This window comes from Acidimicrobiia bacterium, assembly GCA_035651955.1.
Classification (GTDB): domain Bacteria; phylum Actinomycetota; class Acidimicrobiia; order IMCC26256; family JAMXLJ01; genus JAMXLJ01.
Genome location: DASRES010000035.1, coordinates 29,660 through 43,575, shown reverse-complemented (window position 1 = coordinate 43,575; position 13,916 = coordinate 29,660). Strand labels below are relative to the sequence as shown.

General features: G+C 73.2%; 13 protein-coding genes. 10 read left to right on the top strand and 3 right to left on the bottom strand.

Annotated elements, in window-relative coordinates:
• Nucleotides 1-127: 127 nt before the first annotated feature.
• Nucleotides 128-1,729: a methylmalonyl-CoA mutase family protein gene (locus tag VFC33_08130; GenBank protein ID HZR13202.1), complete on the top strand. Its 1,602-nt coding sequence runs from the start codon at nt 128-130 to the stop codon at nt 1,727-1,729.
• A 29-nt stretch (nt 1,730-1,758) separates the two neighbouring features.
• Here the strand turns inward: VFC33_08130 and VFC33_08125 are convergent, their stop codons facing one another.
• Nucleotides 1,759-1,920, bottom strand: a complete 162-nt coding sequence (locus tag VFC33_08125; protein ID HZR13201.1) for a hypothetical protein — start codon at nt 1,918-1,920, stop codon at nt 1,759-1,761.
• A gap of 159 nt (nt 1,921-2,079) precedes the next feature.
• On the opposite strand from VFC33_08125, the gene VFC33_08120 reads away from it, so the two are divergent.
• The 3 genes from VFC33_08120 to VFC33_08110 are packed head-to-tail and all read left to right on the top strand — an operon-like array spanning nt 2,080 to nt 5,243.
• The gene (locus tag VFC33_08120) at nt 2,080-3,264 is read left to right on the top strand and encodes a cysteine desulfurase family protein (GenBank protein ID HZR13200.1); all 1,185 of its coding nucleotides are present in this window, start codon (nt 2,080-2,082) and stop codon (nt 3,262-3,264) included.
• Nucleotides 3,261-4,274: a tRNA 2-thiouridine(34) synthase MnmA gene (gene mnmA, locus VFC33_08115; GenBank protein HZR13199.1), complete on the top strand. Its 1,014-nt coding sequence runs from the start codon at nt 3,261-3,263 to the stop codon at nt 4,272-4,274. The genes VFC33_08120 and mnmA overlap by 4 nt, the downstream gene beginning before the upstream one ends.
• Before the next feature lie 9 nt (nt 4,275-4,283).
• On the top strand, nt 4,284-5,243 hold the full coding sequence (locus tag VFC33_08110; GenBank protein ID HZR13198.1) for a sodium:calcium antiporter: 960 nt from the start codon (nt 4,284-4,286) through the stop codon (nt 5,241-5,243).
• Here the strand turns inward: VFC33_08110 and VFC33_08105 are convergent.
• A complete protein-coding gene (locus VFC33_08105) occupies nt 5,225-6,073 on the bottom strand; it encodes a hypothetical protein (protein ID HZR13197.1) in 849 nt (282 codons plus the stop codon). The genes VFC33_08110 and VFC33_08105 overlap by 19 nt on opposite strands.
• A gap of 100 nt (nt 6,074-6,173) precedes the next feature.
• Here VFC33_08105 and VFC33_08100 point away from each other — a divergent pair, with 100 nt between their 5' ends.
• From VFC33_08100 to VFC33_08080, 5 genes are read left to right on the top strand one after another with little or no spacing between them, the layout of a single operon-like run.
• Nucleotides 6,174-7,187, top strand: coding sequence for a hypothetical protein (locus VFC33_08100; protein HZR13196.1), 1,014 nt, complete (start codon nt 6,174-6,176; stop codon nt 7,185-7,187).
• Nucleotides 7,188-7,233: 46 nt separating this feature from the next.
• Nucleotides 7,234-9,315, top strand: a complete 2,082-nt coding sequence (ligA, locus tag VFC33_08095; GenBank protein ID HZR13195.1) for an NAD-dependent DNA ligase LigA — start codon at nt 7,234-7,236, stop codon at nt 9,313-9,315.
• A gap of 20 nt (nt 9,316-9,335) precedes the next feature.
• Complete coding sequence (locus VFC33_08090) at nt 9,336-9,788, top strand: MaoC family dehydratase N-terminal domain-containing protein (GenBank protein ID HZR13194.1); 453 nt, start codon at nt 9,336-9,338, stop codon at nt 9,786-9,788.
• A gap of 1 nt (nt 9,789) precedes the next feature.
• Nucleotides 9,790-10,206: a MaoC/PaaZ C-terminal domain-containing protein gene (locus VFC33_08085; protein ID HZR13193.1), complete on the top strand. Its 417-nt coding sequence runs from the start codon at nt 9,790-9,792 to the stop codon at nt 10,204-10,206.
• An 18-nt stretch (nt 10,207-10,224) separates the two neighbouring features.
• Complete coding sequence (locus VFC33_08080; protein ID HZR13192.1) at nt 10,225-11,262, top strand: zinc-dependent alcohol dehydrogenase family protein; 1,038 nt, start codon at nt 10,225-10,227, stop codon at nt 11,260-11,262.
• Here VFC33_08080 and VFC33_08075 read toward each other — a convergent pair.
• Nucleotides 11,237-11,743 (bottom strand): hypothetical protein, encoded by a 507-nt coding sequence (locus VFC33_08075; protein ID HZR13191.1) that lies wholly within the window; start codon nt 11,741-11,743, stop codon nt 11,237-11,239. The genes VFC33_08080 and VFC33_08075 overlap by 26 nt on opposite strands.
• Before the next feature lie 234 nt (nt 11,744-11,977).
• On the opposite strand from VFC33_08075, the gene VFC33_08070 reads away from it, so the two are divergent.
• Nucleotides 11,978-13,852 carry a PASTA domain-containing protein gene (locus tag VFC33_08070; GenBank protein HZR13190.1) on the top strand — a complete coding sequence of 625 codons (1,875 nt, stop codon included), beginning with the start codon at nt 11,978-11,980 and terminating at the stop codon, nt 13,850-13,852.
• The last annotated feature ends 64 nt before the right edge of the window (nt 13,853-13,916 follow it).

The following is a 13,916-nucleotide window of genomic DNA, read 5'->3' as shown; positions in this document are numbered from 1 at the left end:
TCCACGATTGCCGATCGGCACGTGCACCCACCCCGTTGAGGGTTTCGAGTGAAGTGCCGGGTTTCGGGACGGCCACCGGGGCACCCGGGCTCGCGCGCCGGGTGGGCGGCGGGGGAAGATGGAGGTCATGAGCGAGCACCACGCGGCGAGCGAGGACGAGCGGCACACCGACTCAGGGATCGAGATCCGACCCGTGTACACCGCCGACGACCTGGCGGCGTTCGATCCCGGGGAGAGGCTCGGCCTCCCGGGCGAGCCGCCCTACACCCGCGGCGTCTACAAGGAGATGTACCGGTCCCGCCCGTGGACGATGCGCCAGTACTCGGGCTTCGGCACCGCGAAGGAGACCAACGAGCGGTTCCACTACCTGCTCGGGGCCGGCCAGACCGGCCTCTCGTGCGCCTTCGACCTGCCGACCCAGATGGGCTACGACTCCGACCATCCCCGCGCCGAGGGCGAGGTCGGCAAGGTCGGCGTCGCGATCGACTCGCTCGAGGACATGGAGATCCTGCTCGCGGGTCTCCCGCTCGATCGCGTCACGACGTCGATGACGATCAACGCGACCGCCGCGATCCTCCTCCTGCTGTACGAGCTCGTCGCGGAGAAGCAGGGTGTGCCGTCGACCGCGATCGGCGGCACGGTCCAGAACGACCTCCTGAAGGAGTACGTGGCCCGGGGTACCTACATCTACCCGCCGCGGCCGTCGATGCGGATCATCACGGATCTGTTCGCGTACTGCCGCGAGCGCATCCCGAAGTGGAACACGATCTCGATCTCCGGGTACCACATCCGCGAGGCGGGCTCGACGGCGGTCCAGGAGATCGCGTTCACGCTGTCGAACGCGATCGCGTACGTGCAGGCCGCGATCGACGCCGGTCTCGACGTCGACGAGTTCGCGCCGCGCCTGTCGTTCTTCTGGAACGGCCACAACAACTTCTTCGAGGAGGTCGCGAAGTTCCGGGCCGCGCGGCGCATGTGGTATCGGATCATGGGCGAGCGGTTCGGCGCGAAGAACGAGCGCTCGAAGCTGTTGCGCTTCCACACGCAGACGGGCGGATCGACGCTCACCGCGCAGCAACCCGAGAACAACGTCGTGCGCGTGTCGCTGCAGGCGCTCGCCGCCGTGCTCGGCGGCACCCAGTCGCTGCACACGAACGGCTTCGACGAGGCGCTGGGGTTGCCGACGGAGAAGGCCGCCAAGATCGCGCTGCGGACGCAGCAGATCATCGCCAACGAGTCGGGCGTGACCGACACCGTCGACCCGCTCGCGGGCTCGTACTTCGTGGAGTCGCTCACCGACGAGGTCGAGGCGGCTGCGTGGCGCTACATCGAGCGGGTCGACGAGCTGGGCGGCGCGGTCGCGGCGATCGAGGCCGGCTTCATGCAGGACGAGATCGAGCAGGCCGCGTTCGAGTGGGCGAAGGGCGTCGACGAGGGGCGGAAGGTGATCGTCGGCGTGAACCGCTACGCCGACCCGGAGCAGGGCGAGCCCGAGGTGTTCCCGATCGACCCCGAGCTCGAGCGCAGGCAGGCGGCGGCCGTCGCCGCGGTGCGGGCGCGTCGTGACGCGGCGGCGGTGAAGGCCGCGCTCGAGGACGTGCGCAGCGCGGCGCGCGGCACGCAGAACCTGCTCCACCCGATGCGCGAGGCCCTCGCGCGCTACGCGACGCTCGGCGAGGTGAGCGACGTGCTGCGCGACGAGTTCGGCGTCTACCAGCCGACCCGGTAGCCGCGCGGCGCGAGACGGTCGCCGGTCGGTCATCCGGCGCGCCGGAGCGTCTTCGCGGGCTCGGGGACGCGCGCCCGCTGGAGCGCGAGCCGGGCGGCCGCGACGCCCCGCCGGCCGGCTCGCCGCGTCTGCGGGTCGAGGTGCCACGGCCGGGTGTCGCCGCCTTCGAGGAGACGCAGTTGGTTGCTCATGGCCCGAGTATCGGCGCGGGGTGTGACACTCAACGCGGGCGAGCGCAGCAGCGGGCAGCTCTCGAGCGGTGCATCGTCGGCGTGACCAGGGCCTTCGCGGCGGCCGGGTCCTCGCAACCGCGGTTCGCCGCGGCGGGTCCCTCGTACACTCGTCGCCCGATGGAGGCGCGCCCCGCGACGTATCTCGACCACGCCGCGACGACGCCCATGCGACCCGAGGTCCTCGCCGCGATGACGCCGTACCTCACGGACGTCCACGGCAACCCCTCCGGGATGCACGGCGTCGCGCGGGCGGCGAAGCGCGCCCTCGAGGAGGCGCGCGAGCGGGTGGCCGTCGCGATCGGTGCCCGGCCGGGCGAGGTCGTGTTCACGAGCGGCGGCACGGAGGGCGACAACCTCGCGCTGAAGGGTGCGGCACGCGCCTCGCGGGACGCGAATCGGGCGCTCGATCGGGTCGTCGTCACGGCGTTCGAGCACAAGGCCGTCCTGCGTGCCGCCGATCGGCTCGCGCGCGACGGCTTCCGGGTCACGCACGCGCCGGTCACGCGTGACGGCTCCGTGGACCTGGCTGCGTTGGCCGACACGCTCGACGACCGCACGTCGGTGGTGTCGGTGATGACGGTCAACAACGAGGTCGGCACCATCCAGCCGATCGACGAGGTCGCCGCGCTGCTTCGCGAGCGCGCGCCCCAGGCGGTGCTCCACACCGACGCGGTGCAGGCCGGGGCATGGCTCGACCTCCGGCGCGCGACTGCGGGTGCGCACCTCGTCAGCGTGTCCGCGCACAAGCTCGGTGGTCCGAAGGGTACGGGCGCGCTGACCGCGCGCGACGGTACCCGCGTCGAGCCCGAGATCGACGGCGGCGGGCAGGAGCGCGGCCTGCGGTCGGGGACCGTCGACGTCGCGGGCGCGGTCGGTCTCGCGACCGCGCTCGAGCTCGCGCAGCGTGACGTCGTGCAGGAAGCGACGCGTGTCGCGGCGCTGCGCGACCGCCTGCTCGACGGGTTGCTCGCGTCGTGCCCGGGATCGTGGTGCAACGGCGCGCGCGACGTCGGCGCGCGCGTCGCGGGCAACGCGAACGTCGGCTTCCCGGACGTCGACGGGCAGACGCTCCTCGTCCTCCTCGACACGCTCGGGGTGTGTGCCTCGGCGGGGTCGTCGTGCTCGTCGGGCGCGTTGGAGCCGTCGCACGTGCTGCTCGCGATGGGGCTCGACCGTGCCGCCGCGCGGGGGTCGATCCGGTTCACGCTCGGGTGGTCGTCGACCATCGACGACGTCGACCACGCGCTGGCGGTCGTGCCGGACGCGGTGACACGCCTCCGCGGCGTCGGGATCGCAACGTGAGCCGGGTGATGGTCGCGATGAGCGGGGGCGTCGACTCGTCCGTCGCGGCCGCGCTGCTGCAGGAGGAGGGTCACGACGTCGTCGGCGTGACCCTGAAGCTCTGGGGCGGGCCGAGCGACTCCGGGTGCTGCAGCGTGAGCGACGTCGAGGACGCCCGTCGCGTCGCGGCGCAGCTCGACGTGCCGCACTACGTGCTCGACCTCACCGACGACTTCGAGCGCGGCGTCGTCGATCCGTACGTCGACGGGTACGCGCGCGGGCAGACCCCGAACCCGTGCGTCGAGTGCAACCGCGTCGTCAAGTTCGGCGCGCTGCTCGCGCGCGCCGTCGCGCTCGACTGCGACGCGCTGGCCACCGGCCACCACGCACGGGTCGTCGACACGCCGCTCGGCCGGCGCGTCGCACGTGGCGCGGACGCCGCCAAGGACCAGTCGTACGTGCTCTACATGCTCGACGGGCCGGTGCTCGACCGCGTCGTGCTGCCGGTGGGCGAGATCGACAAGCCGACCGTGCGCGCGCACGCGCGACGGCTCGGCCTGCGGACCGCCGAGAAGCCCGACAGCATGGACGTCTGCTTCGTGAGGCGCAACGACCGCGCGACGTTCATCGCCGCCCGCTCGGCGCCCGTACCGGGCCCGATCGTGGACGCCGACGGCCGCGTCGTCGGCACGCACGACGGGATCGGCGCGTTCACCGTGGGGCAACGGCGCGGCCTCGGGGTCGCGGTGGGTGAGCGTCGCTACGTCGTCGGCGTCGACGCGGCGACCGCGACGGTCACGATCGGCCGGCGCGCCGAGCTGCTGCGCGACGAGGTCCACCTTCGGGACGTCGTGGTGCACTCGCCGGTGTCGCGCGTCGACGCGCAGGTGCGCGCGCACGGAACGCCGGTTCGCGCGACGTTCGACGGCGAGACGGTGCGCTTCGACGTACCGCAGCCGCGCGTCGCGCCCGGGCAGGTGGTCGCGCTCTACGACGGCGACGTGATCGTTGCGGGCGGCGTCGCAGCCTGACGGGCGCGCATGACCGACCTCGCCTGGGGCGTCGCGCTCGTCGTCGCGGTCGGTGCGATCGTCTGGGGCGCCGAGAGCTTCGCCGAGCACCTGAGCGCGGCGTCGGTGCGGCTCGGAGTCAGCGCGTTCGCCCTCGCGTTGCTGCTCGCGGGTGCGGAGCCCGAGGAGCTCGCGACCGCGGTCGTCGCCGCGGTTCGCAAGGCGCCCGCCGTCGCCCTCGGTGACGTCGTCGGCGCCAACGTCGCCGCGTGCCTCGTCGCGCTGGGCGTGGGCGCGCTCGTCGCGCCGCTGCCGTTCGGTCGCCGCGTCCGGCGGTACGCGTTCCTCGGCATCCCGGCCGGCATCACGGCCGTCGCCTTCCTCTGGGACGGGCGGGTCGGTCGCGTCGAGGGTGCCGTGCTCGTCGCGTTGTACATCGGATATGTCGGCGCGGTCTGGCTCGCGGAGCGCGCCCCGCCGGCGCTCGGCGAGGCGGAGGACCTCGTCGCCGCGCGCGAGCAACAGGCCCGCGGCGTGTCGGCGCGGGTCGGACGTGACCTCGCCCTCCTCCTCGCGGGTGTAGTCGCCATGGCGGCGGGCGCGACGCTGCTCGTCGAGGCGGTCCGTCGCATCACGACCGTCGAGTCGACGCAGACGGAGCTCAGCCTGACGTTGGTGGGGTTCGTCACCGCGTTCGAGCTCGTGGTGCTCGCGTGGTCAGCCGCGCGCCGCGGCGCGACGGAGGCCGTGGTCGCCGCGGTCGTGGGCTCCGTCGCGTACAACGCGACGATGACGCTCGGCGCGGCTGCGATCGTCCGGCCGCTGCGCATCGTCGACTCGACCGCGCTGCACGGACCCGCCGTCGCCATGCTCGTCGCCTGGGCCCTCGTCGCGGTCGTCGGCGCCGTTGCAGGCCGGCTGCGCAGGCCGGAGGGGCTCGTGTTCCTCGCTTCGTACGGCGCGTTCGTCGTCTACGTGGTGTTGCGCTGACGATCACGACGCGCCACCTCGGCGCGCAGCACCTCGGGCTGGACGGGCGCGAAGAGCAGCAGCGACGTCGTGACCTTCGTGCCCGTGCGCCAGCCGCGCGACGCGGTCAGGAGCTGCGCGTCCTCGGTCAGACGCAGCCCGACCGAACGGACCGACGCGCCGAGGCGGAGGTCGAGCGCGCCGGCCGGCGGTTGGAGCGGTGCGCTCTCGAGGCGCGCGACACGCTCGCGTGGGAAGAGGACCGCCTCGCCGAGCGTCATCCCGTCCACCAGGGTGATGCCAGCGGGGACGAGCACGCACCACCGCGAGGACAGCCGGTGCAACGCGCGCGTCAGGAGTGCCGCGACCGGCACCCCGACGACGGTGGCGACGGCACCGGGCACGAGCCGTTCGTCCGCGAGCAGCAGCGGCCCGGTCACGCCGGCCGCGACGACGGTCGCGACGACGAGCGGCAACGGGCCCACGAGCAGCGCGGGCGGGATCTTCAAGGGGAAGCGCGCCTCGTCGCCGTACGCGACGCCCTCGGCCGACGACCGTCCGAACGACGGCGCGCACACGAGGAGCATCGCGACGACCGTGGTCACGATCGCGCCGACTGTTGCAACGGTCGACGCGCTCCACGCGCACGCGATCGCGAGCCCGGCGAATGCCGGCGCGACGAGCCGTGCCGCCGTCAACCCCACCGGCCGCGGCGCGAGCACCGCGACGAGCACCGCGGCCCATGCCAGCCACAGCAGCACGGACGCGAGAACCCGCGGCGCGCGCGACCACGCGTCGAGCGCGTCGGCCGCGGCCGGTCCCGCGGTCACCGGCAGGATCAGCCACATCACGCGCAGGGCCCACACGCTCGGAACGACATGCCGGGACGTTGCGACGCGCGCCAGTACGACCTCCGGGGACGACGAGAGCCGTCCATATACTACGGCTCCCATGCCCAGCGGCCCCGATGGAGACAGCCTCGCGCCCGGTCTCGCGACGAGCATCGGCAGTCTCCCGCACACCGATCCGCGCGCTGCGGCGCAGCTCGTGCTCGCGCGGCACCCGTCGCTGCCTGCCGCGCCCGAGTTGCCGCGCCGCGCGCGTGACGAGGGCGTCATCCAGCGCTCCGTTCGCGCGCTCCCCGAGGTGCGAATCGCGCGCGACGGCACGATCCACGTCGATCCCGCGTTGCAGGACGCGCCCATCCGCCCGGTGCTCGACGACGTCGCGCACGCGGGAACGCTCGCGTTCGTCGACGCGGTCGCCGCGAGCAAGCAGCCGCCGCGGCGCGTGAAGATGCAGACGGCCGGCCCGTTGACGCTCGGCCTCGCGCTGTTCGACGCCGGCATGCCGCGCGCCCGCGCGTTCCGCCGCGGCGCGCAGCTCGCGCGCGCGTGGGCGACCGCGCTCGAGGACGTCGTCGCGGACCGGCTCCCTGGCACGTCGCTCGTCCTCTTCTTCGACGAACCCGGGCTCGTCGTCTGGCGCGACGATGATCCGCCGCTCGATCACGAGGCGGCCGTCGACATCCTGTCGGGCGCGCTCGCCGCCACCACGTGCACGACCGGCGTGCACGCGTGCGGCGAGACCGCCCACCTGCTCGCGCTCGAGGCCGGCCCGCGCATCCTCGGCGTCGACGTGCGTGCCGACCTCCTTGCCGACGCGTCGGCGATCGGGCGCCATCTCGAGGCCGGTGGCTGGGTCGCGTGGGGCGCCGTACCGACGGACCGGCCCGTCGGCGACTCGTGCGAGCCGACGTGGCGGTCGCTCGTCATGCTGTGGTGCGAGCTCACCCGGCGGGGTTGTGACCCCGTCCAGCTCCGGACCCAGGCCCTCGTCACGCCGGCGTGCGGGCTCGCCCATCACGACGTCGACCGGGCGTCGCACCTCCTGATGCTCGCCCGCGAGATGGCGCACCGGGTGCACGATCACGCCGTGGCCGCCCGTCTCACGGTCGGGGCCTGAGCTCGCTCCGGGGTGAGTGTCTCTACCCCTCGGTAACCTCGGAGTGATGGCAACGCGCGCGAGCTCGAAGGCGTCGGGTGCCGCCGCTCCGGCGGGCGCCGCGGCGCGCGCCGAGGAGCTGCGCGAGCAGATCGAGTACCACTCGCGCCGCTACTACGTCGACGACGCGCCCGAGATCAGCGACGCCGAGTTCGACGAGCTCGTGGGGGAGCTGCTCGCGCTCGAGGAGCGGTACCCGTCCCTCGTCACACCCGACTCGCCGACGCAGCGACCGGGGAGCGGCGCGACGGCGGCGTTCGCGCCCGTCGAGCACCTCGTGCCGATGCTGTCCCTCGACAACGCGTTCAGCCTCGACGACCTGCTCGCGTGGGGCAAGCGGATCGAGCGCTCCGTCACCGACCCGATCGCGTTCGTGTGCGAGCCGAAGATGGACGGGCTCGCGATCTCGTTGCTCTACGAGGGCGGTCGCTTCGTGCGCGCCGCGACGCGCGGCGACGGACGCGTCGGTGAGGACGTGACCGCGAACGTCGCCACGATCGCGTCGATCCCGGCGAAGCTGCGCGGGAGCGACGTGCCGCGCGTGCTCGAGGTGCGTGGCGAGGTGTACATGCCGGTCGCGAGCTTCGAGGAGCTCAACCGCAAGCAGGGCGAGGCCGGCGAGCGGTTGTTCGCGAACCCGCGCAACGCGGCCGCCGGCTCGCTGCGCCAGAAGGACGCCTCGATCACGGCCGGGCGCGATCTCGCGATCGTGTGCTACCAGCTCGGCGCGCAAGAAGGTGGGCCAAGGCTGCGGACCCACGACGAGACGCTGCAGTGGATCGCGCGGCTCGGCCTGCCCGTCAACGACCGCATCCGCCGGCTCGCGTCGCTCGACGAGGTGTACGCGTTCTGCGAGTCGATGCTCGCGCAGCGTCACGACCTCCCGTACGAGATCGACGGCGTCGTCGTGAAGGTCGACGATCTGCGCCAGCGGGAGGAGCTCGGTGCCACGAGCAAGGCGCCGCGCTGGGCGATCGCGTACAAGTTCCCGCCGGAGGAGAAGACGACGCTGCTGCGAGCGATCATGGTGAGCATCGGCCGGACGGGCCGCGCGACCCCGTTCGCCGAGCTCGAACCCGTCTTCGTCGGCGGCTCCACGGTCGGTCTCGCGACCCTGCACAACGAGGACGAGGTCGCGCGCAAGGACGTGCGCGTCGGCGACACGGTCGTCGTGCGCAAGGCGGGTGACGTGATCCCGGAGGTCGTCGGCCCCGTGCTGGCGAAGCGGCCGAAGGGTGCCCGTCCGTGGAAGTTCCCGAAGAAGTGCCCGGTCTGCCACACGGAGCTCGTTCGCCTCGAGGGCGAGTCGGACCACCACTGCGTGAACTTCGACTGTCCCGCGCAGCGCGTGCAACGCATCGTGCACTTCGCGAGCCGTGGCGCGATGGACATCGAAGGTCTCGGCGAGGAGCGCGTCCGCCAGTTCGTCGACGCCGGCCTCCTCGAGGACGCCGGCGACGTGTACGACCTGACCGTCGAGCGGCTGGTGCCCCTCGAACGCATCGGCGAGCGCTCCGCGCAGCTCCTCGTCGACGCGATCGACCGATCGCGACAGCAGCCGTTGTGGCGCGTGCTCGTCGCTCTCGGGATCCGTCACGTCGGACCGACCGCGGCGGTCGCGCTCGCACGGGAGCTCGGTCACCTGGACCGCATCGAGCACGCGTCGGAGGACGAGATCACCGCGGTCGAAGGTGTCGGGCCGGTCATCGCGCAGAGCGTGCGACGGTTCTTCGAGATCCCGCCCAACCGGCGCGTCGTCGACAAGCTGCGCGCGGCGGGCGTCAACCTGACGGGTCCCGAGCGCGGCTCCGGCGCGGGTGACACCGAGCAGACGGTCGCGGGGATGACGTTCGTGTTGACCGGCGGTCTCGACGGCTTCACCCGCGAGGAGGCCGAAGCAGCGATCGAGGCGCACGGCGGGAAGGTGACGTCGAGCGTGTCGAAGAAGACGAGCTACGTCGTCGTGGGCGAGAACCCCGGGTCGAAGCTCGCGAAGGCAGAGCAGCTCGGCACGCCGATCCTCGACGAGGACGGGTTGCGCGACCTGCTCGAGCACGGTCCGGGCGGCGACGCCGACGGCAACGACTAGACGAACAGGGGAGACGGCCGGTGGCCAACAAGGAAGCGATCGGGGCGACGGACCAGCCCTTCGAGATGCTCGTCGAGCGCGGGAAGATCCGCGAGTTCGCACGCGCGACCAAGTCCCAGAACCCGGCGTACCTCGAGGACCCGGAGCCCGTGTGCGAGCCGACGTTCCTGATGACGTCCGCGTTCTGGGCGCCCCCGGGGAGGTCGGTGTTCGCGAAGGTCGGGCTCGACCTGCGCCGCGTGCTGCACGGCGGGCAGGAGTTCGTGTTCCACGGGCCGCCTCCGCGCGCGGGGACGAAGCTCACCGCGCAGTCGCGCATCGAGGACATCTACGAGAAGGAGGGCAAGCGCGGCGGGACGATGACGTTCGTGATCGCGGTGCAGGAGTTCCGCGACGAGCACGGGACGCTCGTCGCGGAGTCGCGTTCCACGACGATCGAGACCGGGCGCGCGCCCGAGAAAGAGGAGGGGTGACGTGGCTGCCGCTTGGGACGATCTCGCGGAGGGGACGAAGGGCGAGTCGCGTACGTTCGGCCCGCTCACACGCACGGACTTCGTGCGCTACCAGGGCGCGTCGGGCGACTTCAACCCGATCCATCACGACGAGGAGTTCGCGCGCTCGGCCGGCTTCCCGTCCGTGTTCTCGGTCGGCATGCTGCAGGCCGGGATCCTGGCGACGTACGCGACCGACTGGCTCGGCGCGGAGAACGTCCGGCGGTTCTCGGTGCAGTTCCGGGAGCAGGTGTGGCCGGGCGACACGCTCGTCTGCACCGGCCAGGTCGTCCGGCGCTACGAGGAGGACGGCGAGCGCCGGGTCGACCTGGAGCTGTCCTGCGACCGCGAAGGCGGCGGTACCGCGATCCGCAGCAACGCGACGTTCGTCGTCTCGTAGCGCGAGGAGCGCGGCGTCGTGCGCGCGCAGGTCCTGCATGCACCGGCGGCGATCACGACGCGCCCGCTCGTCCTCGAGGACCGGTCCCGGCCCGAGCCGGGGCCGGGCGAGGTCCGGGTCGCGGTCCACGCGTGCGGCTGCTGCCGCACCGACTTGCACGTGACGGCCGGCGAGCTCGACCTGCCCCACCTGCCCGTCGTCCCGGGTCACCAGGTCGTCGGCGTCGTGGACGCGCGGGGTGACGGTTGCACGAAGCTCGAGATCGGCGCGCGTGTCGGCGTCCCGTGGCTGCACCACACCGACGGCACGTGCGGGTACTGCCGGCGCGGCGAGGAGAACCTGTGCCCGAACGCGCGGTTCACGGGTTGGACCGTCGACGGCGGCTACGCGGATGCGATCGTCGTCCCCGAGGACTTCGCGGTGCGTCTCCCCGACGGGATGCCCGATCTCGAGGTCGCGCCGCTCCTGTGCGCGGGTGTCATCGGGTACCGCGCGCTGCGGCGCGCGGACGTGAAGCCCGGTGAGCGCGTCGCCCTCATGGGGTTCGGTGCGTCCGCGCACCTGGCCATCCAGGTGCTCCACCACTGGGGCTGCGACGTGGTCGTGTCGACCCGCGGCGAGGCACACCGCGCGCTCGCGCGCGAGCTCGGCGCGTCGTGGGTCGGCGACGCTGCCGATGTCCCGCCCGAGCCGGTGGACCGCGTCGTCGTGTTCGCGCCCGCCGGCGAGCTGGTGCCGGTCGCGCTCGGCATGACGCGCCCGGGTGGGACGGTCGCGCTCGCGGGGATCCACATGAGCGACATCCCGTCGTTCCCGTACGACCTGCTGTGGCACGAGCGGAACGTGCGCTCGGTCGCGAACATGACCCGCCGCGACGCCGAGGAGTTCATGCAGCTCGCGGACGAGGCGAACGTCCGCACCTCGTTCGAGACGTTCCCGCTCGAAGCGGCCAACGACGCGCTCGCGGCGATCGCGGCCGACCGCGTCCAGGGCGCGGCCGTCCTCGCGGTGGATGTCGCCGCGACGGACGTCAGCCCGTGCGGAAGCTCCACGTGAACGTGCTCGTGCCGTCGGCGCGTGGCTTGGCCTGGGGCCAGTAGACGACCGACGCGATGTGGACGCCGGGCTCCAGGCGCTCGAACACCTGACCCTTGCCGGGCCGGAAGCTGAGCTCGCCCAGCCCGGGGATGCGGCTCAGCTCGTTCTCGGGGATCTCGACGCCGTCGACGACGAGCACGCCGGTCAGGTCGTCGCGCAGGTCGACGCTCACGGGCGACTGGACGCTGACGAGGCTGCCGTTCGCGGGCAGCACGCTCGACACCGCGTTCGGCAACACCTTCGTCCGGTCGGTCGTGTCCGCGCTGTGTCCCGCGAACCACAGCAGGTTCGCCGCCGCGATCAGGCCCACCGCGACGATCGCGAAGCGCCACGGGTGACGTCGGACGCGGACCGACAGCGGCCGCGCCGTCGATGGTGGCGCGTGGTGGCCGTTGCCGTTGGCGTTCGGCGGTGGGAGCCGCACGACACGTTCGGTCATCGAGCCCGACGGTACCCGCACGTGTCGTCGCGCGGCGGGTCGCGACCGCGCGGCTCGTCGGGCGGTGCGATGCCCCGTGGTGCGCGACCCCGGCCGGTACCGTTGGATCATGCGGACGAAGCGTGGTCGTGCGCGGACGCGCGGGACGGCCACGCCCGAGGGAGCCGTGCGAGCGCGGACGAAGCGTGGTCGTGCGCGGACGCGCGGGACGGCCACGCCCGAGGGAGTCATGTGATGCCGCCCACGAGTGGCGTCAGCGACCTCGTCGGCCGTGTGCTCGCCGGGCGCTACCGCCTCCTCGCGCCGATCGGCGCGGGCGCGAGCGGGCGCGTGTACGTCGCCGACGACGTCCGCCTGCGTCGGCGCGTCGCGGTGAAGGTCCTGCACGCGGGCCTCGCCGACGACAGTGGCTTCCTCCGCCGGTTCCGCGCCGAGGCCCGTCTCGCGGCGTCGTTGCACCACCCGAACGTGATGGCCGTCTACGACTGGGGCGAGGACGAGCTGCCGTTCATGGTGCTCGAGCTGCTCGAGGGCGGCAGCCTGCGCGGCATGCTCGACCGCGACCACCGGCTGACGCCCGCGCAGGCCGCCCACCTCGGCCGGCAGGTCGCGGGCGCGCTCGACTACGCGCACACACGTGGGCTCGTCCACCGCGACGTCAAGCCCGCGAACCTGCTCTTCGATGAGCACGGCATCGTGCGCGTCTCGGACTTCGGGCTCGCGCGCGCGCTCGCCGAGGCGAGCTGGACCGAACCGGCGGGCACGGTGCTGGGTACGGCGCGCTACGCGTCGCCGGAGCAGGCGACGGGCGCACCGCTCGACGCGCGCGCGGACCTGTACGCGCTCGCGCTCGTGCTCGTCGAGTCCGTGACCGGGAAGGTGCCCTTCGTCGCGGACACGACGATCGGCACGCTGGTCGCCCGCACGCAGGCGAGCATCACCGCGCCACCCGAGCTCGGTCCGCTCGCGGCCGTCGTCGAGCGCGCGGGCCAGCGCGACCCCGACGACCGCTATCCCGACGCCGCGACGATGCGCTCCGCGCTCGCCGACGCGGCTGGTGCGCTCCCACCGCCCGGTCCGCTCGCGCTCGCAGGCATCCACGAGGTGGGCGAGGACCCGAACCCGACGCAGGTCGGGGTCGCGGCACCCGTGCCGTTCGACCAGGACGCGTCGGAGGACACCGTCGCGCTGCAGGCCGGGCCCGCGCCGCGCTCGATCCCTCCCCGCCGCGACCGCGCCGCGGTGCTCGCGCCGCTCGTCGTCGGGTTCCTCGTCGCGCTCGCACTCGTGGTCGCGGGGTACGCGGTCGCGAGCGCGAGCCCGGGCGGCGGACGGATCGCGGTGCCGAACCTGACCGGCATGAGCCGCACCGATGCCGCGCTGCGCGCGTCGAGCGCGGGCGTCAGCCTCACGACGACGTCGGCGCGTTCGGACGATCCTGCCGGCACGGTGATCGACCAATCGCCCGCGGCCGGCACGTGGATCTCACGCGGTGGGCGCGTCCACCTCGTCGTGTCCGAGGGCCCACCGCCGATCCCGGTCCCGCAGGTGGCGAACGTCCCGCTCGCCGACGCGCAGAGCACCCTGACGAAGGCGGGGTTCGTGCCGGGCGCGATCACGCAGCAGAACGACGAGAACATCCCGAAGGGCGCGGTGATCTCCACGCAGCCGCCGGCCGGACAGGCCGTCGCGCCGGGCTCGAAGATCGACCTGGTCGTGAGCAACGGGCCCGCGCTCCGAACGGTGCCCGCGGTGAGCGGCACCTACGCACAGGCGGCGGCCGCGATCAGCGCGCAGCACCTCAAGCCCGTCCAGGGCAGCGACTTCAGCAACGCGGTTCCCGCGGGCCAGGTGATCGGCACCAACCCGCCGGCCGGCACGCAGGTCCCACGCGACTCGACGGTCACCGTGATCGTCAGCAAGGGACCGCAACTCGTGCCCGTGCCTCCGCTCGTCGGTCAGCCCGTCGAGGCGGCCGCCGCGCTGCTGCAGTCGAAGGGACTCGTCGCGGACGTGCGCGGGTACAAGCCCGGCAAGCCTGTGAAGACGCAGAGCATCCCGGCGAACACGCCCGTCCCGGCGGGCACGACGGTCACGCTCACGCTCTAGCGCGGCGCCGCGCGGCTGATTGACCGCACGGTCAAGACGCGTTCTACGATGCCGCGATCCTTGG

Bases quoted from the DNA above. Each gene is read 5' to 3' on its own strand.
- VFC33_08130 (HZR13202.1), top strand. From the start codon at position 128: ATGAGCGAGCACCACGCGGCGAGCGAGGACGAGCGGCACACCGACTCA.
- VFC33_08125 (HZR13201.1), bottom strand. From the start codon at position 1,920: ATGAGCAACCAACTGCGTCTCCTCGAAGGCGGCGACACCCGGCCGTGG.
- VFC33_08120 (HZR13200.1), top strand. From the start codon at position 2,080: ATGGAGGCGCGCCCCGCGACGTATCTCGACCACGCCGCGACGACGCCC.
- VFC33_08110 (HZR13198.1), top strand. From the start codon at position 4,284: ATGACCGACCTCGCCTGGGGCGTCGCGCTCGTCGTCGCGGTCGGTGCG.
- VFC33_08100 (HZR13196.1), top strand. From the start codon at position 6,174: ATGCCCAGCGGCCCCGATGGAGACAGCCTCGCGCCCGGTCTCGCGACG.
- ligA (HZR13195.1), top strand. From the start codon at position 7,234: ATGGCAACGCGCGCGAGCTCGAAGGCGTCGGGTGCCGCCGCTCCGGCG.
- VFC33_08075 (HZR13191.1), bottom strand. From the start codon at position 11,743: ATGACCGAACGTGTCGTGCGGCTCCCACCGCCGAACGCCAACGGCAAC.
- VFC33_08070 (HZR13190.1), top strand. From the start codon at position 11,978: ATGCCGCCCACGAGTGGCGTCAGCGACCTCGTCGGCCGTGTGCTCGCC.